A 22,777-nucleotide genomic window follows, 5' to 3' on the forward strand; every position below is an offset into this window, starting at 1 on the left:
ACAGGGATCCGAATGGGCACCTACGCGGTGACGGGCTCGGCGTCGGGGATGGGCGCCGCGGTGACCGAACGGCTCCGCTCCGCCGGACACTCTGTGATCGACGTGGATCTGCGGGACGCCGACCTCATCGCCGACCTCGCGACACCGCAAGGCCGCTCGGCGGCGGCCGCCGGGATACTCGAGCGGTCCGGTGGCGTACTCGACGGCGCGGTCGTCGCCGCCGGGATCGGGCCCCGGCCCCTCGCCCTCCGGCAGCTACCCCGCTATCTGCGGCGCTGGCGGGCCTTCTCCCGGCCCTCCTCCCCCGACCACACCGAGCCTCTTCGCGGTTCTCCTTCCGGCGACCTGTCCGAACCCGCGTAACGGCCGCGTGGGTACGAGGCCGAGAACGCCCCCCAGGGCCGGGCGTCCAGGAAATCGCCCTCCTCAACCACCATCACGTCGAAGCGGCACGGAACGCGCAAGGCGGGCACTTCACACTGCCGCCGTAAGCCGGTACAGAATTCACGACGCGCACCTCACCGACGGATCGTCGGTAGCGGTGAAACCGATCAAACTCGGCTTACCGTCAGAACATCGAGATCTGATCCGTGATGGCGACTGACCTGCGGTGATCTCCTAGAAGACGTTCTGAGCTGGGCTCTTGGCTTTCACTGGTTCTCATCGTTTCGCGCTGCTTCTCGCGCCCATGTGCCCTGCGCTTCTAGAGCTGCAGAGCTGCCACCGCCGGGTCCGGCTACGCGAAAACCGCTCGATCATGAGACTGAGCGATGGCTACGCTGGCTAACGCCTTATATCACCTGTCGCTGTCTCCAGTGCTCTCATGGGGCAGGGACGAAACAAGACAGGAGACCACTCTGTGGCGATCCCCAAGAAGGGCTCCAGGCTAATCTCGGTCGACGGCACCGCCTATCGCTGGCGGATCCGCCACAAGCCCACGTATTCCCAGGGAAACAGTTGGGGTCCGCTGACCTACGCGGTGGAGCTGGCTGACAGGCGAGGGCGGGTTCTCCTGGTGGAACTCCCCTGCTCTCGACCGGACGCCTGGCTCGGGGAGCGAACAATGACCGTACGGCCGACCCTGGTGGCGGCGACCATACGGAGAGCCCTTGAGCGCGGCTGGGATCCATCGCAGGCGGGCAGCGCCTTCCCCCTCAACCTCACCGAGGATGAGCTGAGCGACGTGATGAACAGCCATCCACCTTCTCCTGGAATCCTCTTTAGGCCCGTATTAGGGATCGGGGGTGCGGTGTGACTTAGGGCTGGCTGAAGGCTTTCGCCTGCTTGATGGACGGGCCCACCCTCTGCGCCAAGATGATCACTGCGTCATCCACTCCGGCGGTTCAGTTGAGGTCGCCTTGCGCCACGTCTCCGCGGCCTCCGAAGGGTTCTGCCGATAGAGGTTTCGGAGGAGCGTTATTGCCACGCGGACGAGATCGGGGAAATTCCACTCTACAGCTATCTGAAGGCCTTCCATAATTAATGCGAGGCCCTTCTCAATTTGTTCTGATTCATTGAGAAACTGGCCATTGACAACGCGGCCGGTGGCCAGGTCCACCGAGTGGACCTCAGGGTTGGCATGAGCAAGCGTGCGCCTGACGTCCTTCGAACGCCGCCTGCCGGTGACCGGGCTCGCACTCGACGTGCGGTGGGGTCTGTCTCCCCTTACGACAAGCGACGTAACCAGTTGCCGCGGTGCCCATCGCCGTGGCCGCGACCATCGACGGCCCACGCCGATGTCGAGATGAACCGTCGATTCGACATACTCGAATGCCTGGTGAGGAATCCGTCGATCAGCCAGGAAAGTCCACGAATCGAAACCCTTGACAAGATGTCTCGCATTTATCGAGGCTGTGATCAGGTGCAAAATCGAAGAGGATTCGAGTTATTCGAATGGTGACGACAGGAATGCCGACGACGAGGAAGTCGTCGAGTACGACCAAGGCGTTCGAGCTGCTGGAGACGGTGGCGTCCGCCGGCACAGCGGGTGCGAGCCTGTACGATCCGGCAGCCACGTCCCATGTCGCGGTCAGCACGGCCCACCGCTACGCCGCATCCCTGCTTGAGCTCGGCGTCCTGGAGAAGGACGGCGGCGGCCGGTACCGGCTCGTCGACATCACGATGACCAAGAAGGTGTGTCGGTCACGGCCAACGTGTTCACAACCCTCATCGGCCAGGACGTGACGACCGCCCTGGTCGACGGCTCGAACGGACGCCTTGCTCAACGGAGAAGGAAACGCAATGAGATCAACAACTCGCAATCGCAGACGTCGCTCGGCCGTGGCGGCCCTGAGCATGGTCACCCTGGGGGCGTCTCTGCTCCTCGCCGCGACGCCGACCGCCGCGACGTCGGCCACCGCGGACGAGCCCAGCGCCTCGATCATCTTGGGCGAGGTCAACGAGGAGAACGGTCTCCGCCAGATCGAGCAGGGTGACGGCACGACCGCACCCGTGACGGTTGGCGGGCGGAGCGCACGCGCGACCGTGCAGACCTCGGCACCGGCGCAGCACATGTATTTCCAGGTCGACGACGCGGTCGCCTTCGACGGCGCGTACGTCGCGTGCCTGCAGGTCGAGTACTTCGACGAGGGCGGGGCCACGTTCCGCGTCCAGTACGACTCGACCAGCAGCGCGTACGGCTCGACGGGTTCGGTGAACCGCACCGGGTCGAACACGTGGAAGACGGCGGGCTTCGAGCTGATGGACGCCCGGTTCGCCAACCGCGAGAACGGCGGCGCCGACTTCCGCGTCGAGGCGGGCACGACCGGGGTGACCTTCCACAGCGTCAAGTTGACGATCATCCAGGACGACGACGGCGTGACCCCGCCGTGCGCGGCCGCCGAGCCCGAGCCGGAACCCACTCCCATCCGCTGGCGGCTCAAGTACGACGAGCCGTTCGAGAAGAAGATCCGCACTGAGGCCAGCCCGTGGGTGCTCGACGACTACAGCGAGCCGGTCGACGACTTCAACGACGACAACGGCGACCTCTACCGCCTTCAGCTCGGTCCCGAGTTCGACGCGTCGATGGCGACCATGCGGACCTACCGGCAGGAGACCGAGTTCGGCAAGGACGGCTGGCTCACGGCGTCCCTCTCCACGCGCGAGAGCGGCGGGCGGGTCGACGACAGCTATACCGACACCGCCGAACGTCCGTCGATCAAGACGGAGAAGCTGGACACCGTGGGCGCCGTCGCCAAGATCGCCGTGCCTCACTACACAGGTGGCGCGATCATCCGCAACACCGAGCCGCTGCCGAAGTACTACCGCATCGAGTACGACCTCAAGACGCTCGACTTCGGCGGCTTGCGTAACGGCTCGCTGTTCTACGACGGCAAGTACAACGGGTACACCCTCGGGGAGTGCAAGACGTTCTACCCCTGGGTCGGCGACCCGAACGACATCGACCCGGCCGACCCCTGCGCCACCCGCTCCGTGCGGGAGGACAGCAACGAGGCCTACAACGCGTTCCACTTCATGTCGATCCTGGACTTCCCGGCGATGCCCCGGAACCTGGCGATGTACCACTGGCACCGCAAGGTGCTCATGGACCAGTTCAGCCCGGCCCCGTCACGGAACACGAACGGCTATGACGTCTGTAACTCGCTGACCGGTGAGAAGTACCCCTGGGACCAGAGCAACAAAACCACGGTGAACATGCTCTACTTCACGGGTTCGCTCGGCCAGTCGCAGACGTTCGTGACGAGCTGCGACCGTCGCCCGGTCTCCGGCGTGCAGAAGTCGGCCGTGGAGCTGCAGCCCGAGCTGATGCCCCACAAGGACTACGCGTTCGCCATCGAGCGCACCCCGGCGGGTTACACGATGGAGGTGAGCGGCGTCTTCAAGAACGTCGGCAAGCAGACCTACCGGTTCACCCGGGGCTTCATCGACGACGACGCCGGCGTGATCGGGGCGAACGTCCCGATCTTCCACTACAACGTGGACGCCGAGGAGTACAACGGCCAGTTCAACACGTCGCACACCGCGCGGGGCGCGTTTGGCTCCAAGACGTGGGACAACCAGTGGCCGGCCGGCTCGGCCTACCCCGACTACTTCGTCATCGGTGAGCCGTACACGAACGTCGGTGAGGGCCAGGCCCGCATCGACAACATCCGGCTGTACGTGCCGAAGAAGTAGGCACGGGAAAGTCGCGATCGAACTGACGCGGCCGCGCCCCTGGGACCTCGGACTGTCCCCAGGGGCGCGGCCTGCGTTCCGAATTCACGCGATCCTTCATTTCGAGTCTTCGATTGGTCCGAATCATCGTCAACCAACGTTGCGTTGACAGTCTGATCAAAGAGCGGACCCTGTCCAGGAAGCCGTCACCCTCTACCAGGAGCTGGCGCGATCTGAACCCGAGCTGTACAGCGCAACGCACGAAAGGCTGACGGGGAAACCGATCGGCATGGCGCTGGAGGCCGAGGAGACCTCCTGGCTCACTCCAGCGGGCGCGGGACGCTTACCCGTCGCGCAGACGTCCCGTAGCCGTCCTCAACGATGTTCCACCGTCCCGTCACGAACCCGGGAGAATCGCTAGTCTGCCGCAATGTCATTCGATTATCGATCTGTTGGTGCGATAGCGCTCGTGGCAGTCACCGCGCTCACCCCAGCCGCTCCCTCGGTCCCGCAGACGCACCAAGCGTCCACGACCGCGGCAGATCGCGTCTTACGGGTCTACAACAACAACATCGAGAATCTGGTCAGAAACAACGCCGACGGCTCGTGCACCCGGATCTCGGGCCCGGACCACCTCACATCGATGCTGGTCGACGACAACGGTAATACCGGCACCTCAGACGTGCAGGCACCCGACCTCCTGATCGTGCAACAGGTACGTGGCACCGGACAGGCCACGGCGTACGCCGATCAACTCTCGGCCAAGTTCGGCTATCCGGCGGGCACCTACAAGGCGATCGTGGCCTGGGACGACCCCGAGGTGTGGGGCGGCACGCACAAGTGCAGCCAGCAATCGCTCGGCGACCTGAAGAAGAAGCAGACCAACGGGATCCTCTACAACACCAGAACGCTGAGCCTCACGGCGGGCGGCATCTCGAAATACTGGAGCGCGGGCTGGCTGAAGCCCGGAACGCCCTACCGCGACGGGGCCGGGTGCACGCTGTACAAGCCACCGAGCAACGACGCGGACAGCGCCAACGAACACAAGTGGAAGCGCACCAGCGCCATCGCCGCGAAGTTCACCATCACGGCGACGGGAACACCGGTGTTCGCCGCGACCATGCACCTCCCGGAACAGAACGGGGCGAACGCCTGCGCGGGTGCGGGCTCCGCGGGCATCGCGAAATCCGGCATCCATGTCGGCGCGGACGCCACGAGCCTGATGAACACCTCAACGATCCGCGTGATCGGAATCGACGCCAATCGCACGGGCATCGCTCCCACAACGCTCGGCGACTTCGGCATGACCGGTTACGGAACGAAGGCGACCTCCGGCTCCAGAAAGATCGACTACCTGTTCGTCAAGGGCACCGTGCAACCGTCGAGCATCGGCCACACGGTAGGCAGCACGAAGTCGAATCACCTCGCGCTGTACGGATTCGTCGAGTTCTGAACGGGTGAACCCGTAGGTCCTCTTGAAGGTGACCGCCGCCCCGTGCTCGTGCGCCCCGTACCGAGTTCGAAACCGAACGGCACGGCGCCGAGCCGGGCGCGGTGCCGCAGCACGTCCTGCGGTATATGCCGGGCATTCTGTGGAAGCGGCAGCCGGAGCCGGCGGTACGGAGTTCGACGCGGACCACGTACCGCGTTCACGGACGACCGCCTGCGGCGGTGAAGCGCGCCTCGATCACCGCGTCCAGATCCGCGCTGCTGACGGACCGTCGACGCCCGGTCGCGCCACTTACAGCACCGATCGCGAGACGACAAAGGCCCGGCAGGTCAGCGAGATACGTCGTCGCGGTGCTGTTGGCTTCGGTATGAGTCAGGTAGATGACGGGTGCTTCGGGGGCTCGGGTGCCATAAGCGTGCAGGTTGATCAAAAGTTCGTTGTCGGCGCGGTAGATGGAGTTGTAGAGCACCGTGCGATGTAGCCGGAGCTCGCCTCCCTCGACATCTTGGAATGGCCGGTAGAGGGCTTCCACATGCTCCGCCACCACTTCGCCTCGGTGCTCCTGGAGCGGAGTGTCTCCATCACTTCCTCGGGCACGCCGACCCCGGGTTCACCCCGCGGACCTACACGCACCTCATGCCCTCCAGCGAGGACCGCATGTGGCAGGTCATCGAGGACGCGTGGGCGACGGGCCGAAATGCCCTGAGAACCCCACCGAACGAGATCACCGCAGGTCAGAACATCGAGATGTGGACGTGGTCGATGTGGTTGGCGGTGTTGCCGCCTCGGTTGGACATCATTTTCCAGCCGGCGCCGGTGCGGACGTCGTAGTACTTCTGCTGCCAGATGATGTACATGACCCCCAGGCGGTTGCCGTTGTCGATGGCCCACTGGGCGAGACGGTTGCCGCGGTCCATGGCCTCCTCCGTGGGGACGCTGCCGCCGGCGCTCATCATGAAGTCGCAGGCCCGGCCGCTGCCGTGGTCGCCGGGGTCGCCGGGGCGCAGGCAGCCGTAGTTGTACGGCATGGGGAAGTTCTGCAGCACGAGGTTGCGCATGGTGATCGTCCGGGGGGTCAGGCCGCCGCTGCCCGAGGGGGTCTGGAAGCCGTACTTGGCCAGGAGCCCCTCGATCCTGACCCGCTGTCGCTTGAGGTCGGCGATGTCCTTCTTGAGCTTGACGATCTTCGCGTCGGCGGACTTCTCCGCGGCCTTGGCCCTCTTGATGAGGTCCTTGACCCGGTTGAGCTGGGTGGCTCGGCGGCTGGCCAGGTAGGACATGGTGGCGGCCTGGCCGAGGGCGAGGTTGGCGTTGCCCTGGAAGCTCAGCAGGTTGTCGTCGTCGAGGGCACCGCCCATGTAGGCGGTCTGGGCGAAGCGCACGACGTCGGTCTCGGCGTTGGCCAGGGCGCGCCTGAGGCTCTTGGCGTTGGTGGTGGCCTTGCTGGCCTGGACCCGGGTCTCCTCCAGGCTCTGCACCTGGCCTCGGTAATTCTTGTTGATCGCGGCGGCCTCCTGGGTGAGCTTCTTGAGCTCGGCCTCGGGGTTGGGCCTGGCGGCCTGGATGGGCGCGGCCCCGGCGACGGCCGGCGACAGGAGCATCACGGTGAGTGCGACAGCCAATGCGGCTGCGCGAGTCGGCCTCACGCTTCGCTCACCTCCGGAGCCCCCTCATAGACGGAGCGAAACTATAGAAGGCGATCTTGACGCTCGCCACCGGAACGAAGGAACTCGCGCACCATTGGTGAACTATCTGCCTCTTTAGGGTGATTTAAACAAGCATCACGAGACATGTCACTCCTGTCACTCTGGTGAATCCTCGCATGAAACGCACCACCTCGACCACAGGACGAGGCCGCCGTCCACCCTTGTCATCGGCGACAGAACATGATTCGGTTTCAAGCAGCGGCGGGGCGCGTGGCGCCCCTCCCGGCGGATGAGACCATCCGAGAACCGCGACTCCGGCCCGCCCACCAGGAGGCAACACATCATGCGCCAGCACGACACGCTCTTCATCGGGGGCGACTGGGTGGCCCCCGCCGGGACCGGCGTCATCGACGTCGTCTCCCCTCACACCGAGGAGGTCGTCGGCCGGGTCCCCGACGGCACACCCGCCGACATGGACCGGGCGGTGGCCGCCGCCCGCCAGGCGTTCGACCACGGCCCGTGGCCCCGGATGACGATGGCCGAGCGCGCGGCCGTCGTCGGCAGGCTCGCCGAGATCTACGCGGCCCGCCAGGGGGAGATGGCCGAGCTCATCACCCTGGAGATGGGCTCCCCGATCACCTTCTCCCAGCTGGCGCAGGCCCCGCAGCCGCTCGGCATGCTCCAGTACTACGCCGAGCTGGGCAGGACCTTCCCCGTCGAGGAGGAGCGCCCCGGCACGTTCGGCACGGTGACCGTCCGCCGCGAGCCGGTGGGCGTGGTCGCCGCCGTGGTCCCGTGGAACGTCCCGCAGTTCGTCATCATGATCAAGCTGGCCCCCGCCCTCGTCGCGGGGTGCACGGTCGTGGTCAAGCCCGCGCCCGAGACCCCGCTCGACCCCTACCTGCTGGCCGAGATGGTCAAGGAGGCGGGCGTCCCCGACGGCGTCGTCAACATCGTCGCCGCCGGACGCGAGACGAGCGAGTACCTGATCTCCCACCCGGGCGTGGACAAGGTCGCCTTCACCGGTTCCACCGCCGCCGGACGGCGCATCGGGGCGATCTGCGGCGAGCGGCTCAAGCGGTGCACCCTGGAGCTGGGCGGCAAGTCCGCGGCGATCATCCTGGACGACTGCGACCTGCCCTCCGCGATGGGCTTCCTGTCGATCGCCTCGCTGATGAACAACGGCCAGGCCTGCGTCGCCCAGACCCGTATCCTCGCCTCGCGCGACCGCTACGACGAGGTCGTGGACGCGGTCTCGGCGATGGTACGGGGCATGCCGGTCGGCGACCCGTCCGACCCGGCCACCGGCATCGGCCCGATGGTCGCCAAGCGGCAGCAGGAGCGGGTCGAGAACTACATCAGGATCGGCATCGACGAGGGCGCCAAGCCGGTCGTCGGCGGCCTGGAGCGCCCCCACGACCGCGGCTGGTACGTGGCCCCGACCGTCTTCGCGGCGGCCACCAACGAGATGCGCATCGCCCGCGAGGAGATCTTCGGCCCGGTCCTGACGGTGATCCCCTACGAGGACGAGGGGGACGCGGTCCGCATCGCCAACGACAGCGACTACGGCCTGGCCGGGACGGTGTGGACCGCCGACGCCGAGCGCGGCATGGACATCGCCCGCCAGGTGCGCACCGGCACCTACGGCGTCAACCTCTTCATGATCGAGAACAGCTCTCCGTTCGGCGGCTTCAAGGGCAGCGGTCTCGGCCGCGAGCTGGGCCCGGAGGGGTTGTCGGCCTACCTGGAGTACAAGTCGATCGCCCGTCTGGGCTGAGCGAACCGGCCCCGGACGCGCGACGGGCACGGCGCACCGGCCCCCGGTCCGTCGCGAGATCGGGGTCCGGATGCGCCCGTACGGCTCACGACGAGCCGTACGGGCCGCACCGGCCGGACGACCGCCCAGCGCACCCCCGCGACGCTGGGCGACCATCCGATCACAAGAAGTATGTCCCACGACGATCGCCGAGCGATGATTCGGGTCCCGCGGACTTCTCCCGGCGGATTTCATCCATCCGTTGCAGTGGTAGACGTGTTTTATCCGCGATTGGTTCTGGAAATAACCGCGAGAGTTTGCCGGGCGATCTCGAACTCCTCGTCCGTGGGGATCACCGCGACCCGCACGGCCCCGCCGTCGGCGGAGATGAGCGTGTCGCCGCGCGCGTTGCGCACCGGGTCGACGGCGATGCCGAGCGCCCCGAGACCGGCCAGTGCCCGCTCCCTGACCAGGGCGGAGTTCTCCCCGACGCCGCCGGTGAAGGCGATGACGTCGACCGTGCCGAGGACGGCGTAGTAGGCGCCGACGTACTTGCGGAGCCGGTGACAGTAGACCGACATGGCCAGTTCGGCGTCGGGGTCGCCCGCGGCCACCCGCTCCGTCACCGCGCGCATGTCGTTGTCGCCGCAGAGACCGAGCATGCCGCTGCGGCGGTTGAGCAGCGCGTCGATCTCGTCGAGGGACATGCCTCCCGTACGCGCCAGGTAGAGGACCACCGCCGGGTCCAGGTCGCCGCTGCGCGTCCCCATGACGAGACCTTCGAGCGGGGTCATGCCCATGGACGTGTCCACGCACCGCCCGGCGGACACCGCCGAGGCGCTGGCCCCGTTGCCGAGGTGCAGGACGATCACGTTGGCCCCGGGCCCGCCCGCGAGGAGGGCGGCCTGGCGGGAGACGTACGCGTGTGAGGTGCCGTGGAAGCCGTAGCGCCGCACGCCCAGCCGCGCGGCCACCTCGCGGTCGATCGCGTACGCCGAGGCGGCCGGGGGGATCGTGGCGTGGAAGGCGGTGTCGAAGACGGCGACCTGCGGCAGGTCGGGGCGGAGCCGCCGGGCGACCTCGATGCCCGCCAGGTTGGCGGGGTTGTGCAGGGGCGCGAGCGGGATGAGCGCCTCGATCCCCCCGACCACCTCGTCGGTGATCAGCGTGGGCCGGGTGAAGGTCGTGCCCCCGTGCACCACCCGGTGCCCGATCGCGGTGAGCTCGGGGGAGTCGAGTCCCAGGCCGTCGGCGGCCAGCCGGTCGGCGACGGCCTCCAGTGCCGCCCGATGGCCGGGCACCGGGGAGCCGGGCTCGCCGACGCGCTCCACCGTTCCCGAGGCCAGCCGCCCGGCACCGGACAGGAGCCGGTACTTCACCGAGGAGGACCCGGAGTTGAGGACCAGCACCCGGCCGGGAAGGTCTCCCCGGGCCGAGCCGCTCCCCCGGTCCAGGTCACCCGAGTCGCCCACATCGTCGAGGTCGTCGTCCCGGCTCGGGTCACCGCTCGAGTTCACATCACAGTTCCGGCCCGAGGGTCCGGCCGGTCGCGCGGCTCGCTCGCTCATGTGGTGACCTCCTGCGCCTGTACGGCGGTGATGGCGACGGTGCTCACGATGTCGGTGACCAGGGCCCCGCGCGACAGGTCGTTGACCGGCCTGCGCAGTCCCTGCAAAACGGGCCCGACCGCGACGGCACCGGCCGAGCGCTGCACGGCCTTGTAGGTGTTGTTGCCGGTGTTCAGGTCCGGGAAGATCAGCACGGTCGCCCGGCCGGCGACCCGCGACCCGGGCAGTTTGGCGGCGGCGACCCTGGCGTCCACCGCCGCGTCGTACTGGATGGGCCCCTCGACCAGCAGGTCGGGCGCCCGCTCGGCGACCAGCGCGGTGGCGGCGCGGACCTTGTCGACGTCGGCGCCGCTGCCCGACTCGCCGGTGGAGTAGGACAGCATCGCGATCCTCGGCTCGACGCCGAACCGCTTCGCCGTACGGGCCGAGGAGATCGCGATGTCGGCGAGCATCTCGGCGTCGGGGTCGGGGTTGATCGCGCAGTCGCCGTAGACGAGCACCCGGTCGGCCAGGCACATGAAGAACACCGAGGAGACGATCGAGGTGCCGGGAACCGTCTTCACGATCTGGAAGGCGGGCAGGATCGTGGCGGCCGTGGTGTGCGCGGCCCCGGAGACCATGCCGTGCACCAGGCCCCGGTGCAGCATCATCGTGCCGAAGAAGTTGACGTCGGCGACCACGTCCATGGCCAGCTCGGAGGTCATACCCTTGTGCGCCCTCAGCGCGGCGTACTCCTCGGCGAACGACTCCCGCAGCGGCGAGGTCAGCGGGTCGGCGACGGTCACGCCCGACAGGTCGAGGCCGAGGTCGGCGATCCGCCGCCGCACCACCTCCTCCCTGCCGAGGAGGGTGAGGTCGACGATGCCGCGCCGCAGGAGGATGTCGGCCGCCCGCAGGACGCGGTCCTCCTCGCCCTCGGGCAGCACGATGTGCCGCCGGTCGGCCCGCGCCCGTTCCAGCAGGGTGTGCTCGAACATCATCGGGGTGACCCGCTCGGAGCGGGTCAGCTCGATCCGGTCGGCGAGACCGGCCGCGTCCACGTGGGCCTCGAAGTGGCCGAGGGCCGTCTCGATCTTGCGGGGGTTGTCGGCGGTGAGCCGCCCCTCCAGCCCGGCCAGGGTGGTCGCCACGGTGAAGCTGTCCTCCTTGGCCGCGAGCACCGGCACACCGGGCGCCAGACGGGCTGTGAGCTCCCGTACGGCCTCGCTGGGCCTCTCCCCCACCGTGAGGACGACCCCGGCGGGTCTCGCCGTACCGGCTGCCTCGACGGCCAGTGAGACCAGCAGCAGGTCCGCGCGGTCGCCCGGCGTGATCACGAGCGCGCCGTCGGCGAGGTGCTCCAGGAACACCGGGAGCGTGGCCCCGCCGAACACGAACCCGAGCACGTCGCGCAGCAGGCCGTCCTCCCCGCCCTGGATCGGCTCGGCGTCCACGGCCCGCATGACCTGCCCGACGGTCGGCGCCGACAGCGACGGGTGCTCGGGCACGGCGTAGCGGGGCACCGGCAGGTCGCACTCGATGACCGTGCCCTCGGGCACCCGGTTGGCGATCACCGCGAGCACCGTGCAGCCCAGGTCGGAGAAGACCTGGTAGCCGGTGCGCATCTCCGTCGCGATCTCCTCGGCGTCGTCGCCGTGCGCGCCCACCACCACGATCACCGGGGCGCCGAACTCGGCGGCGAGGCGGGCGTTGAAGGCGAGCTCGCGCGGCAGGTCGTCGGTGTCGAAGGAACTGCCGAGCACCAGCAGGGCGTCGCACTCGCGCTCCAGGGTGTGGAAGCGGGCGACCAGGCGGCCGATGAGCTCCTCGGCGCCCCGCTCCGCGTAGATCTCCGCGGCCTCCTCGGCGCTCACCCCCGTCGCCGAGGCGGCGGGACGGTATCTGGCCCTGAGCAGCTCCAGGGTCCGGTCCTCGCCACCGCCCGTGATCGGCCGGAACACCCCCGTGCGGTCGGCCCGCCCGGTCAGCAGCTCCATCAGGCCGAGCTCGACGATCTGCCTGCCGTCTCCCCGCCCAAGACCCGCAACGTAGATGCTTCGCATGCGTCCTGTCCCTCGCCGCTGCCCGCCTCAATCTTCCTGAGGATAGACATCTTCCGGGGGACGGGACCTGGCCTCGGCCCACCCCCCGACGCGGCGGACCAGATCCGGCGTGGCCGCCGACTCCGCGTGGCCGAAGCCGGACTCGATCCACAGCTCCTTCGGCTCGTTCGCGGCCTCGTAGATCTGGTACGCGTGGTCGAGGGGGAAGAACCGGTCCGCGTCACCGTGCACGACCAGGAGCGGCACCGGTGAGATCTTCGCCGCCGCCTCGTAGGGCGCCAGCGGCAGCGGGTCCCACACCCCCTTCATGATCCGGGTGCGCTTGCCCAGCCGCGCGGCCAGCCGCCCGACCGGCCGCTCGATCGCCCAGTGCACCTGGCGCATCGGCCTGGTCCCCCGGTAGTACCACCGGGCGGGCGCGCTCACCGACACCACCGCGTCCACGCCGCCCAGCACCCCCGCGTGCCGTACGGCGACCGCCCCGCCCATGGAGAACCCGACGGTCACGACCCTGCGGTAGCCGATCGTCCGCGCGTGCCGTACCGCCGCCTCCACGTCGAAGATCTCCAGGTCTCCCACGGTCGAGTGGCCTCCCGAGCGGCCGTGTCCCCTGAAGTCGAACGCCACCACCCCGCCGAACCCGCTGAGCACGTGGGCGATGCGGCGCGTGGCGCGTTCCCTGAGGGATCCGGTGAAGCCGTGGGCGAGGACGATCCCGAGGTCGTCCGCGCCGCGCGAGGGGGTGTGGGCGGCGTCTATCCGCAGGTTGTCCCGGGTTCTGAGCATTACGGGAAGCGACGGTGCGAGAGGCATGGATCCGAGCTTAAGGAGTGCCGGACGCCCGGTCGCGCCTCGCTCGCACCCCGGGCGCGGCCCCGGTCCGCGGTACCGGCCACGGGCTCCGGCAGGGGGGCCGGAGGGTGTCCGGCGGGTGAATTGGCGCACTTCATCGCCGGAGGCGTGAGAGCGATTGTCCGGATCAACTAAAATAGGAGGGCCGCACAGTCCGCGGCCAGCCTCCACGATCACAGAGTGAGACTCCATCATGCCTTTGAACAGCCGCGACGACCTGCGGAACATCGCGATCATCGCGCACGTCGACCACGGCAAGACCACTCTCGTGGATGCCATGCTCTGGCAGTCGGGCGCCTTCCGCGTCAACCAGGACGTGGACGACCGTGTCATGGACTCCAACGACCTCGAACGCGAGAAGGGGATCACCATTCTCGCGAAGAACACCGCCGTCAAGCACGGCGGCATGACGCTCAACATCATCGACACCCCCGGCCACGCCGACTTCGGCGGTGAGGTCGAGCGGGGCCTGTCCATGGTCGACGGTGTCGTGCTGCTGGTCGACGCCTCCGAGGGTCCGCTGCCGCAGACCCGGTTCGTGCTGCGCAAGGCGTTCGCCGCGAAGATGCCGGTCATCCTGTGCATCAACAAGGTCGACCGCCCCGACGCCCGGATCAAGGAGGTCGTGGACGAGGTCTACGAGCTCTTCATCGACCTGGACGCCACCGAGGAGCAGATCGACTTCCCGATCGTCTACGCCTCGGCCAAGGCCGGGCGCGCCTCGCTCAACCGTCCCGAGGACGCCGGGATGCCGGACTCCGAGGACCTGGAGCCGCTGTTCGAGGTCATCAAGAACACGATCCCGGCCCCGGTGTACGACCCCGAGGCCCCCCTGCAGGCGCACGTCACCAACCTCGACGCCTCGTCCTACCTGGGCCGGATCGCGCTCTGCCGCGTCCACCAGGGCACCATCAAGAAGGGCCAGCAGGTCGCCTGGTGCCGCACCGACGGCACCATCCAGCGGGTGAAGATCACCGAGCTGCTGATGACCGACGCGCTGGAGCGCAAGCCCGCCGAGGAGGCGGGGCCCGGCGACATCATCGCGATCGCCGGAATCCCGGACATCATGATCGGCGAGACCCTCGCCGACCCCGAGGACCCGCGCCCGCTGCCCCTCATCACGGTCGACGAGCCCGCGATCTCCATGACCATCGGCACCAACACCTCGCCGCTGGTCGGCAGGGTCAAGGGCTCCAAGGTCACCGCCCGCATGGTCAAGGACCGGCTCGACAAGGAGCTCGTCGGCAACGTGTCGCTGCGCGTCCTGCCGACCGACCGTCCCGACGCGTGGGAGGTGCAGGGCCGTGGCGAGCTGGCGCTGGCCATCCTGGTCGAGCAGATGCGCCGCGAGGGCTACGAGCTGACCGTCGGCAAGCCGCAGGTCGTCACCAAGGTCGTCGACGGCAAGGTCCACGAGCCGGTCGAGCGGGTCACCATCGACTGCCCGGAGGAATACCTCGGGGCGATCACCCAGCTGCTCGCCGTCCGCAAGGGCCGCATGGAGCACATGACCAACCACGGCACCGGCTGGATCCGCATGGAGTTCGTGGTCCCGGCCCGCGGCCTGATCGGCTTCCGGACCGAGTTCCTGACCGAGACCCGAGGCACCGGCATCGTGAACCACGTGTTCGAGGATTACGAGCCGTGGTTCGGCGAGCTGCGCACCCGCAACAACGGCTCGCTGGTCGCCGACCGGCCGGGCCCGGTGACCCCGTTCGCCATGCTGAACCTGCAGGAGCGCGGTGTCCTGTTCGTCCAGCCGACCACCGAGGTCTACGAGGGCATGATCGTCGGTGAGAACTCGCGCTCCGACGACATGGACGTGAACATCACCAAGGAGAAGAAGCTCACCAACATGCGCTCCTCGACGAGCGACACGACGGAGACGCTGATCCCGCCGCGCCAGCTCTCGCTGGAGCAGGCGCTGGAGTTCATCCGCGAGGACGAGTGCGTGGAGATCACGCCGGAGAACGTGCGCATCCGCAAGGTCGTCCTCGACGCCTCGACCCGCGCCCGGACCACCGCCCGCGCCAAGCGCGCCAACTGATCCTCACCGCTCCAGCCTGATCCACCCCGTCCCGCCGGGCCCACCCGGCGGGACGGTTCTTTCCGTACGGCCTCGTCTGGTCTTTCGCCCGGCCCCAGATAAAACGCCCTGATACGGGTCCGCCTCCGATCGGCCCGAGCGCGTCGACCGTCCCGGCGCGCCCCATGAGACGCTCTCGTACGGGTCCGCCGCCGTACTTCCGCGCGGTACGGCTTTGTCCGGATCCGGCTGTGCGCCGGGCGGTTTCGTCCGGCATGGCCTCTTGTGCCCCGGCCTCGCACGGGACGCGCCCGCTGCGGCACGACTTTGCCCTCCGGCGACGGCGTGGTGCCCCTTGCACCCGCCCCCACCTGGGGTAGGAACCCTGTACTGACGGCTCCCCGTCACGGCAGGGGAGCCCGGGACTCGTACGGGGGATATCTCATGCTTCACAGGACCTGTCTCGCCCTGGCCGTCGCGCTCGGGACGGCGGTGGCCGGAGCCGGGAGCGTCCCGGCCGCCCAGGCGACGCCTCAGACCTCTCAGACCTCTCAGTTCTCTCAGACCTCTCGGACACCTCAGTCTTCTCAGCCGTCGGCCGGGGCCGTCCTCAAGAACACGGCGGGGAAGAACGTCGGCTTCCTGCGCGTCGACCAGCAGCCGCGCGACAGGTCCAGGCTCACGATCACCGTCAGCGGCCTGCCCACCGGGTATCACGGCTTCCACGTCCACGCGAAGGGCGTCTGCGACCCCGGGGCGATCGACCCGGTCACCCGCAGCCCCTTCGCCAGCGCGGGCGCGCACTTCACCCTCCTCCCGGTCACGCACACCGGCCACTCCGGCGACCTGCCCAACCTCCTCGTCGCCAAGGACGGCACCGGCGAGGCGACCGTCGTGACCGACCGCTTCCGGGTGGGACAGCTCTTCGACAGCGACGGCAGCTCCGTCGTCGTCCACGCCCTGCCGGACAACCACTCCAACATTCCCGACCGCTACAGCCACCCGGGGGACCCGACCGGCGGCACCGGCCCGGACGCGGAAACCCTCAAGGCGGGAGACTCCGGGGGGCGCATCGCCTGCGGTGTGATCACCAGGAACTAGCGGGCTCCAACCGCCCTCCCGAGGCGGCGGGGCAGGATCCCGTACCGAATCACCGTGCGGATCATGACCGGCCCTCAGCCGCCGAGCTCGCGCCTGCGCCGCAGCAGGGCGGCGCGGTCGGCGCGGGCCCGCAGCAGGACGGCCACCGCGAGCACGGCCAGCGTCGCGGCGACGGCGACCCCCGCCGTGCCCGCCCAGGTGCCCCTGGCGGCCGCGATCGCGGCCGTCCCCGCCGTCAGCAGGACCGTCGCCGCCACCGCCAGCCAGGCGGCGATCACCCGGTCGAGGGCGAACAGCGGCGTCCTGCGGGTCAGCGCCCAGGCCCCGTAACCGGCCCAGGTCAGGCCGAGCGCGACCAGCGCGCCGAAGGCCAGGTGCGTGCGGCCCGGCAGGACGGGTTCCGTGGCCCACAGCAGGCCGGTGAACAGCGCCCCGCCCAGGCCGCCGAGCAGCGCCACGACGTTGCCGATCCGGCGGCGCAGCGACAGCGGGCCGGACAGCCTGCCGATCATGTCGTCGGGGTTCATCGACATCCCTTCTCCGTGAGCTGTTCGCGCAGCATGCGCCGCGCGCGGGACAGGCGTGACTTGACCGTGCCGATGGGGACGGCGCAGACCTGCGCGCAGTCCTCCAGGGAGAGGTCCTGCAGGTAGAACAGCACGAGGACCTCCCGCTCCCCGACCGGCAGCCCCGCCAGGCCCGCGAGCAGGTCGGCGCGGTCCACGAGGGCATCGGCGAAATCGCCGGGATCGGCGGAGGCCCGCTCCTCCTCCAGCGGGGTCTCTGGCCTGGCGTACTCCTCGCGGAGCCGGTCGGCCACCGCGCGCCTGGCGATCGTGAACAGCCAGGGCGCGAACCGGCCCGGCTCCTTCAGGCGCGGCAGCCCGCGCACCACGGCGACCCAGACCTCCTGGGCCACGTCGTCGGCCCGTGAGGGCCCCAGCATGCGCCGTACGTAGTTCCACACCGGGTCGTGCCAGGCCCTCACCAGCTCCGCGAACGCCTCACGCTCGCCGAGCCGGCACCGGACCACCAGCAGTTCGTCAGTCACCCTGCCTCCTCGCCCCGCACAGTCGGGGAACGGGCCCGGAAGGTTCACGCCTCTTCCAGCGGGATCCGCCGGGATCCGCCGGGTCCCCGGTCAGCGGCCCTGGCGCCACGGGCTGCCGTAGTGCTTCCTGCCCGGCGCGGGGCGCCCACCGTACAGCTCGGACATCGTCACGAACCTGAAGCCCCTGGCGGCGAGCTCGTCCAGGATCCGGGGGACGGCCTGGACCGTGGAGGAGTGGATGTCGTGCATCAGCACGATGGAGCCCGGCCCGGCCTCGGTCGCGCGCCGGGCGACGAGCGAGGGGTCCTGGTCACGCCAGTCGAGCGTGTCGACGTCCCACATGATCTGCGCGAGCCCCAGCTGGCGGCTCTCGTCGGCGACCCTGGAGTCGGTCAGCCCGTACGGCGGGCGCATGAGGATCATCGCGACGCCGGTCACCTGCTTGACGAGCCACTGGGTACGGCCCAGTTCCTCCCTGATCCCGGCCTGCGACAGCGCGGGCAGCCTCGGGTGGTCCCAGGTGTGGTTGCCCAGCTCGTGCCCCTCGGCCACCATCCTGCGCAGGACGCCCTCGCCGTCTCCGGAGATCATGTGCCCGACGACGAAGAACGTCGCCCTGGCCCGGTGCCTGGCGAGGATGTCGAGCAGCGGCACGGTGTAGGCCCCCGGCCCGTCGTCGAAGGTCAGCGCCACACACTTGGTCCGGCCGCAGTCGATCCGGCGTGCCCGGGGCGAGACGGGAAGATCTTCCCACGCCCACTGCGATCGCACCGCGCCGGGTCCGGGCCCGGGGACGACGGTGGCGGCGGGGATGGGCAGGGGAACGGGAAGAGGGAGGGGTGCGGGGGTGGGGGCGGGTGCCGTGGGAGCGTACGACGAGGGGGCGCCGGGAGCGGGTGTGGGTCCGCCGGGCACCGCGGGTTTCTCGAATCCTGCGGGTCCCGCGCGGAGGGGGGACGCCACGGTCGCCGGTTCCAGCGATCCCACCAGGGTGATCGGGGAGGTACACCCCCAGAGCGCGACCAGCGACGCCAACGGCACGACCCATACCCGCCACACCCGCATGCTTCCCCCCGAAAGCGCCGCGGGGACGGCGAGCGGCCCGGCCGGGTCCCCCCGCAAGATCATGACCGGGTATTCCACCAGGATGGGACATCAACCGCCGGTTGCCCGTACCGACGCGCCACTTCATGCCACATCCGGTGAGATGCGCACCCTGGTGACCATGTCTCATCCGATGCGGCCAGTTAGAGCTTTAAAGCTCCCAAGGCGAGCAGACGATACATAAAGCGACCGCTCAGAAGCCTCAAGGCCGGCCGGATGGGGTGCCGGTTCGCCCGTCCGCTCAGGGGGCTCAGGAGCGGTCGGGCGTCTCCCGGGGTTCGGTCACCACCATCATGAAACGCAGCGGCGTGTCCCCCTCGTTGGCGTACCGGTGCGGGCGGTCGGCGCTGAACACGACCGCGTCGCCCCCCTCCACGACGTGGCTCCTGCCGTACACCGAGAGGGTGAGCCGCCCTTCGAGGACGGTCAGCATCTCGCGGGTGCCCGGGGGGTGGGCGTCGCCGTCGTGGTGGTCGCCGGGGGCGAGCCGCCAGTCCCACAGCTCCAGGATGGCGGGCGCGTCGGTGCCGACCAGCAGGCGCGCGGTGCTGGACTCTCCGTGCGGGAAGGTGACGACGTCGGCGGCGCTGACCACCCGGACCACGGGCGTGTCGGAGACCTCCACCATCCGCGCGACCGTCACCCCGAGCGCGTCGGCGATGCGGGTGAGCGTGCTGATGCTCGGGTTCGTCCTGCCCTGCTCGACCTGGACGAGCATGCCCCGGCTCACCCCCGAGCGCGCGGCGAGCTCGTCGAGGGTCATCTGCCGGTGCGCCCGCTGGGCCCGCACGTTGTTGGCGACCGCGGCGGTGATCGTCTCTGGGTCCATGAGTTCAGTGTAGTGAACTCGTTTTGCACTTCATTGCACTCCATATATTGTTCTTTTAGTGCAGTCTATTGAACCGAGGTGGAATGTGACGGCTGTGGTGCTGGCGACGGCCTGCGCGCTGGTGTACGGCACCGCGGACTTCCTCGGTGGCCTGGCCACCCGCCGGTCGCGGGTGCTCGCGGTGGTGGTCCTCTCCCAGGCCGCCGGGCTGGCCGTGATCGTCGCGCTGTTGCCGTTCCTGCCGGAGACCCCCACGCCCGGGGCCCTGGCCTGGGGCGCGGCCTCCGGGCTCTGCGGCACGGCGGGAGTCGTGCTGTTCTACCGGGCGCTGGCCACCGGCGTGATGTCGGTGGTGGCGCCGATCACCGCGACCTTCTCGGCGGCGCTGCCCGTGCTGTTCGGACTGGCCGTCGGGGAGCGCCCCGAGCCTGTCGCGCTGGGCGGGGTGGTCCTCGCGCTGCTGGCGGTCCTGATGGTGAGCCGCGGCCCCTCGGACGGGAAGACCGGCCGGGGGTACGGCCCGATTTTGGCCTCGCTCGCCGCGGGCGCGGGTTTCGGCGGGTTCTTCGTCATCATCGCCCAGGCTCCGGCGGACGGCGGCATGTGGCCACTGGTCGGGGCACGCCTGATCTCGGTCACCCTCATCGCCCTGCTGGCCGTGGCCACCGGCCGCGCCCTGCGCCCCGGACCCGGCACGCTGCCCGTCATCGTCGCGGCCGGAACGCTGGACATGGCCGCCAACGTGCTCTTCGTGCTCGCACAGCAGCGCGGGATGCTCAGCCTCGTCGCCGTCCTGGTCTCGCTCTACCCGGCGAGCACCCTGCTGCTCGCCCGCCACTTCCTGGGAGAACGGCTCAACACGGTGCAGGTGGTCGGGATCGGCTTCACCCTCGCCGCGGTCGCGCTGATCGCGTCCGGTTGACACGATGTCGCGAACTGACTCTGTTGTGTTGGAGCCGGACGCTTGTTACGGTCATCCCCGTGCAGCCCGAGCGGGCGTCCCTCGACTCCGGCGGGCCGTTCGCGCACACGGCTGTCGCGTACGGCTCCGATTCCGGCTTCCTGGCCCTCGTCCAGCCCCTGATCGCCGGTGCCCTCCGCGAGGGCCGGCGGATCCTGGTCGTCACGGGCGAGCGCGGGCTCGACCTGATCGGTGACGCCTTCGGCGCGGACGCCCGCCTCATCGACCGCCACCTCGCCGAGAGGTGGTACACCCATCCGACACGGACCCTCGCCGCCTTCCACGACTACGTCCGGCAGCGGGAGCGGCCACTGGTCGTCGGGGAGCCGGTGTGGTCGGGCTGGACCGAGCGGCAGGCCCGCGAGTGGATCCGCTACGAGTCGGTGCTCAACGCCGCCTTCGCCGGGGTCCCGGCCGGTCTGTGCTGCCTGTACGACGAGACGCTCGCGCTCGACCACGTCCTTCGCACCCATCCCGCGGAGCTGACCGGCGCCGGTGTGCGGCGGAGCGACCACTACGTTCCCCCGGAGCGGTTCGCGCTGCCGGGAGACGACCTCCCCCTCCCCGACCCACCGCCGTCCGCGGTGGTCACCGACTTCACCCTGGAGGAGCTGGGACGGCTGCGCGCGCTCGTCACCGACCACGCGCGCCGGGCGGGCATGCGGCGCGACCTGGTCGCCTCACTCGTGCTGAGCGCCTCGGAGATGGCGGCCAACAGCGTGGAGCACGGGGCGGGACACGGCCGGGCGACCATCTGGGCGGCCGACGGCGAGATCGTGTGCGAGATCGCCGACTCCGGCGGCGGCGACCTGGACGTCCCGCTGCCCGGCTACCTCCCGCCCGAGCCCGGATCGCCGCGCGGCTACGGGCTCTGGATCAGCCGCCAGCTCTGCGACCTGGTGCAGCTGCGCGGCGTGGACGGGGAGCTGAGGGTCAGGCTCCACATGACGCTGGGGTGACACCGCCGGTGCGCGAAAAGCGCGTACGGCCCGCACCCGGAGCGGGTGCGGGCCGTACGCGAAGCGGAGAGGCGGGAAGGGGCGGGAAGACCGCGGGGTGTCAGGCGGCCTGGACCTCCTCGGACAGCCGGAGGCCGGCCTCCTCGCGGGCGTAGTCCTCAAGCATGGTGCGGAGCTGGCGCCTGCCCCGGTGGAGGCGGGACATGACCGTGCCGATGGGGGTGCCCATCCGCTCGGCGATCTCCTTGTAGGCGAAGCCCTCGACGTCGGCCAGGTAGACGGCGACCCGGAAGTCCTCGGGCAGGGAGCGCAGGGCGTTCATGACCGCGCTGTCGGGCAGCTGCTCCAGCGCCTCGGTCTCGGCGGACTTGAGACCGCTGGACATGTGGGACTCGGCGGCGGCGAGCTGCCAGTCCTCGATCTCCTCGGTGGCCGAGAGCTTGGGCGAGCGCTGCTTCTTGCGGTAGTCGTTGATGAAGTTGTTGGTCAGGATGCGGTGCAGCCACGCCTTGAGGTTGGTGCCCTCACGAAACTGGTGGTACGAGGTGAAGGCCTTGGTGACGGTCTCCTGGACCAGGTCCTCGGCGTCGGCGGTGTTGCGGGTCAGACGCATCGCGGACGCGTAGAGCTGACTGGTGACCGGCACGACGTCACGCTCGAACCAGTCCTGACGTTGCTCTTCCGTCATCGTGATCATTGGACCCCCCTCGTGCTCTTCCCCCCATTACCGCCCGGCAAAGATACGGTGCGTTCCTTCTGACGGCGTACTCGATGCTCGCAGGCACCTCGTAAGGAGGCCGTTAAAAGCTCTACGTGGTCAGGGGATCGATCGGTGGCTGCGCCAACGGCGGGTGCGACACGCTCTACAGCCAGGCAAGTCTCAGTATCGTAACATCGTTCCCTTGATTCAGTAGAAGATGTGTCCATCATCACATAACCCCAGGTAGCACCCCATTTGGGGTAGTGAGAAACGTCGATCGCCACGGTCCGGAAGCCCGCCGCCGAACGGCCGAGACCGGTCGCCGGGTCGAGGCCCGCGCCCTGAGAAACTCCGACATCCATCTCCACGTCTCCCCGCTTCCCACGCGTTGGGGACTTAATCTCCTCCTAAGAGACGGGCCGGCACACCCCCGCGGTTCACCCGGACGCCCTCCCCCGCCCGTTTTCCCGCGACCGTCCCGGCAGGGTCTCCCGTACGACCAGACGGCCGGATCGGTTTACCGGCGTGATCGTGGGACCTCCCGGCGGCCCGGCCGCGACGGGCGACGCCCGCCGCGGCCCTCGGGCCCCGCCGTCGATCACGGCGCCGGACGGGGAGG

General features: G+C 69.3%; 21 protein-coding genes. 10 read left to right on the top strand and 11 right to left on the bottom strand.

The window, feature by feature from the left end; all coding sequences use genetic code 11:
* Nucleotides 1-12 precede the first annotated feature (12 nt).
* Both ABD817_RS11875 and ABD817_RS11880 read left to right on the top strand, forming a co-directional pair.
* Nucleotides 13-363, top strand: a complete 351-nt coding sequence (locus ABD817_RS11875) for a Rossmann-fold NAD(P)-binding domain-containing protein (RefSeq protein WP_344917876.1) — start codon at nucleotides 13-15, stop codon at nucleotides 361-363.
* Nucleotides 364-859: 496 nt separating this feature from the next.
* Nucleotides 860-1,255 (top strand): hypothetical protein, encoded by a 396-nt coding sequence (locus tag ABD817_RS11880; protein ID WP_344917877.1) that lies wholly within the window; start codon nucleotides 860-862, stop codon nucleotides 1,253-1,255.
* Between the two features lie 63 nt (nucleotides 1,256-1,318).
* Here ABD817_RS11880 and ABD817_RS11885 read toward each other — a convergent pair whose 3' ends face one another.
* On the bottom strand, nucleotides 1,319-1,558 hold the full coding sequence (locus tag ABD817_RS11885; protein ID WP_344917878.1) for a hypothetical protein: 240 nt from the start codon (nucleotides 1,556-1,558) through the stop codon (nucleotides 1,319-1,321).
* Between the two features lie 350 nt (nucleotides 1,559-1,908).
* Here ABD817_RS11885 and ABD817_RS11890 point away from each other — a divergent pair, with 350 nt between their 5' ends.
* From ABD817_RS11890 to ABD817_RS11900, 3 genes are all read left to right on the top strand, one after another.
* A complete protein-coding gene (locus ABD817_RS11890) occupies nucleotides 1,909-2,184 on the top strand; it encodes a helix-turn-helix domain-containing protein (protein WP_344917879.1) in 276 nt (91 codons plus the stop codon).
* 57 nt (nucleotides 2,185-2,241) lie between these two features.
* A complete protein-coding gene (locus ABD817_RS11895; RefSeq protein ID WP_344917880.1) occupies nucleotides 2,242-4,134 on the top strand; it encodes a hypothetical protein in 1,893 nt (630 codons plus the stop codon).
* Between the two features lie 448 nt (nucleotides 4,135-4,582).
* Nucleotides 4,583-5,566: a hypothetical protein gene (locus ABD817_RS11900; protein ID WP_344917882.1), complete on the top strand. Its 984-nt coding sequence runs from the start codon at nucleotides 4,583-4,585 to the stop codon at nucleotides 5,564-5,566.
* Nucleotides 5,567-5,762: 196 nt separating this feature from the next.
* On the opposite strand, the gene ABD817_RS11905 is transcribed toward ABD817_RS11900, so the two are convergent.
* A complete protein-coding gene (locus ABD817_RS11905; protein WP_344917883.1) occupies nucleotides 5,763-6,107 on the bottom strand; it encodes a hypothetical protein in 345 nt (114 codons plus the stop codon).
* Nucleotides 6,108-6,297: 190 nt separating this feature from the next.
* The gene (locus ABD817_RS11910) at nucleotides 6,298-7,164 is read right to left on the bottom strand and encodes a coiled-coil domain-containing protein (protein ID WP_344917884.1); all 867 of its coding nucleotides are present in this window, start codon (nucleotides 7,162-7,164) and stop codon (nucleotides 6,298-6,300) included.
* Between the two features lie 388 nt (nucleotides 7,165-7,552).
* On the opposite strand from ABD817_RS11910, the gene ABD817_RS11915 reads away from it, so the two are divergent.
* Complete coding sequence (locus tag ABD817_RS11915) at nucleotides 7,553-8,986, top strand: aldehyde dehydrogenase (RefSeq protein ID WP_344917885.1); 1,434 nt, start codon at nucleotides 7,553-7,555, stop codon at nucleotides 8,984-8,986.
* Between the two features lie 260 nt (nucleotides 8,987-9,246).
* On the opposite strand, the gene ABD817_RS11920 is transcribed toward ABD817_RS11915, so the two are convergent.
* Genes ABD817_RS11920 through ABD817_RS11930 form a run of 3 tightly spaced genes read right to left on the bottom strand, consistent with a single transcriptional unit; the run spans nucleotide 9,247 to nucleotide 13,361 of the window.
* Complete coding sequence (locus ABD817_RS11920) at nucleotides 9,247-10,533, bottom strand: acetate/propionate family kinase (protein ID WP_344917886.1); 1,287 nt, start codon at nucleotides 10,531-10,533, stop codon at nucleotides 9,247-9,249.
* Nucleotides 10,530-12,575 carry a phosphate acetyltransferase gene (gene pta / locus ABD817_RS11925; RefSeq protein WP_344917887.1) on the bottom strand — a complete coding sequence of 682 codons (2,046 nt, stop codon included), beginning with the start codon at nucleotides 12,573-12,575 and terminating at the stop codon, nucleotides 10,530-10,532. The genes ABD817_RS11920 and pta overlap by 4 nt, the downstream gene beginning before the upstream one ends.
* Nucleotides 12,576-12,602: 27 nt before the next feature.
* Complete coding sequence (locus tag ABD817_RS11930) at nucleotides 12,603-13,361, bottom strand: alpha/beta hydrolase (protein ID WP_344917888.1); 759 nt, start codon at nucleotides 13,359-13,361, stop codon at nucleotides 12,603-12,605.
* A gap of 259 nt (nucleotides 13,362-13,620) precedes the next feature.
* On the opposite strand from ABD817_RS11930, the gene typA reads away from it, so the two are divergent.
* Nucleotides 13,621-15,474, top strand: a complete 1,854-nt coding sequence (typA, locus tag ABD817_RS11935) for a translational GTPase TypA (RefSeq protein WP_344917889.1) — start codon at nucleotides 13,621-13,623, stop codon at nucleotides 15,472-15,474.
* A gap of 423 nt (nucleotides 15,475-15,897) precedes the next feature.
* On the top strand, nucleotides 15,898-16,554 hold the full coding sequence (locus ABD817_RS11940) for a superoxide dismutase family protein (protein WP_344917890.1): 657 nt from the start codon (nucleotides 15,898-15,900) through the stop codon (nucleotides 16,552-16,554).
* A 74-nt stretch (nucleotides 16,555-16,628) separates the two neighbouring features.
* Here the strand turns inward: ABD817_RS11940 and ABD817_RS11945 are convergent, their stop codons facing one another.
* The 4 genes from ABD817_RS11945 to ABD817_RS11960 form a co-directional block, all read right to left on the bottom strand.
* Nucleotides 16,629-17,087 (bottom strand): hypothetical protein, encoded by a 459-nt coding sequence (locus ABD817_RS11945; RefSeq protein WP_344917891.1) that lies wholly within the window; start codon nucleotides 17,085-17,087, stop codon nucleotides 16,629-16,631.
* Entirely contained in the window at nucleotides 17,078-17,605 is a 528-nt protein-coding gene (locus ABD817_RS11950) for an RNA polymerase sigma factor (RefSeq protein WP_344917892.1), read from the bottom strand. Before ABD817_RS11950 ends, ABD817_RS11945 begins: the two co-directional genes overlap by 10 nt.
* 90 nt (nucleotides 17,606-17,695) lie before the next feature.
* Nucleotides 17,696-18,733 (bottom strand): polysaccharide deacetylase family protein, encoded by a 1,038-nt coding sequence (locus ABD817_RS11955; RefSeq protein WP_344917893.1) that lies wholly within the window; start codon nucleotides 18,731-18,733, stop codon nucleotides 17,696-17,698.
* Nucleotides 18,734-18,959: 226 nt separating this feature from the next.
* Nucleotides 18,960-19,538 carry a helix-turn-helix domain-containing protein gene (locus ABD817_RS11960; RefSeq protein WP_344917894.1) on the bottom strand — a complete coding sequence of 193 codons (579 nt, stop codon included), beginning with the start codon at nucleotides 19,536-19,538 and terminating at the stop codon, nucleotides 18,960-18,962.
* Nucleotides 19,539-19,623: 85 nt separating this feature from the next.
* Here ABD817_RS11960 and ABD817_RS11965 point away from each other — a divergent pair, with 85 nt between their 5' ends.
* The gene (locus ABD817_RS11965; RefSeq protein ID WP_344917895.1) at nucleotides 19,624-20,460 is read left to right on the top strand and encodes an EamA family transporter; all 837 of its coding nucleotides are present in this window, start codon (nucleotides 19,624-19,626) and stop codon (nucleotides 20,458-20,460) included.
* A gap of 59 nt (nucleotides 20,461-20,519) precedes the next feature.
* Nucleotides 20,520-21,458, top strand: coding sequence for an anti-sigma factor RsbA family regulatory protein (locus ABD817_RS11970; RefSeq protein ID WP_344917896.1), 939 nt, complete (start codon nucleotides 20,520-20,522; stop codon nucleotides 21,456-21,458).
* A 100-nt stretch (nucleotides 21,459-21,558) separates the two neighbouring features.
* Here ABD817_RS11970 and ABD817_RS11975 read toward each other — a convergent pair whose 3' ends face one another.
* Entirely contained in the window at nucleotides 21,559-22,155 is a 597-nt protein-coding gene (locus ABD817_RS11975) for a sigma-70 family RNA polymerase sigma factor (RefSeq protein WP_344917897.1), read from the bottom strand.
* Between the last annotated feature and the right edge of the window lie 622 nt (nucleotides 22,156-22,777).

Source organism: Streptosporangium oxazolinicum (genome assembly GCF_039537505.1).
Taxonomy (GTDB): Bacteria; Actinomycetota; Actinomycetes; order Streptosporangiales; family Streptosporangiaceae; genus Streptosporangium; species Streptosporangium oxazolinicum.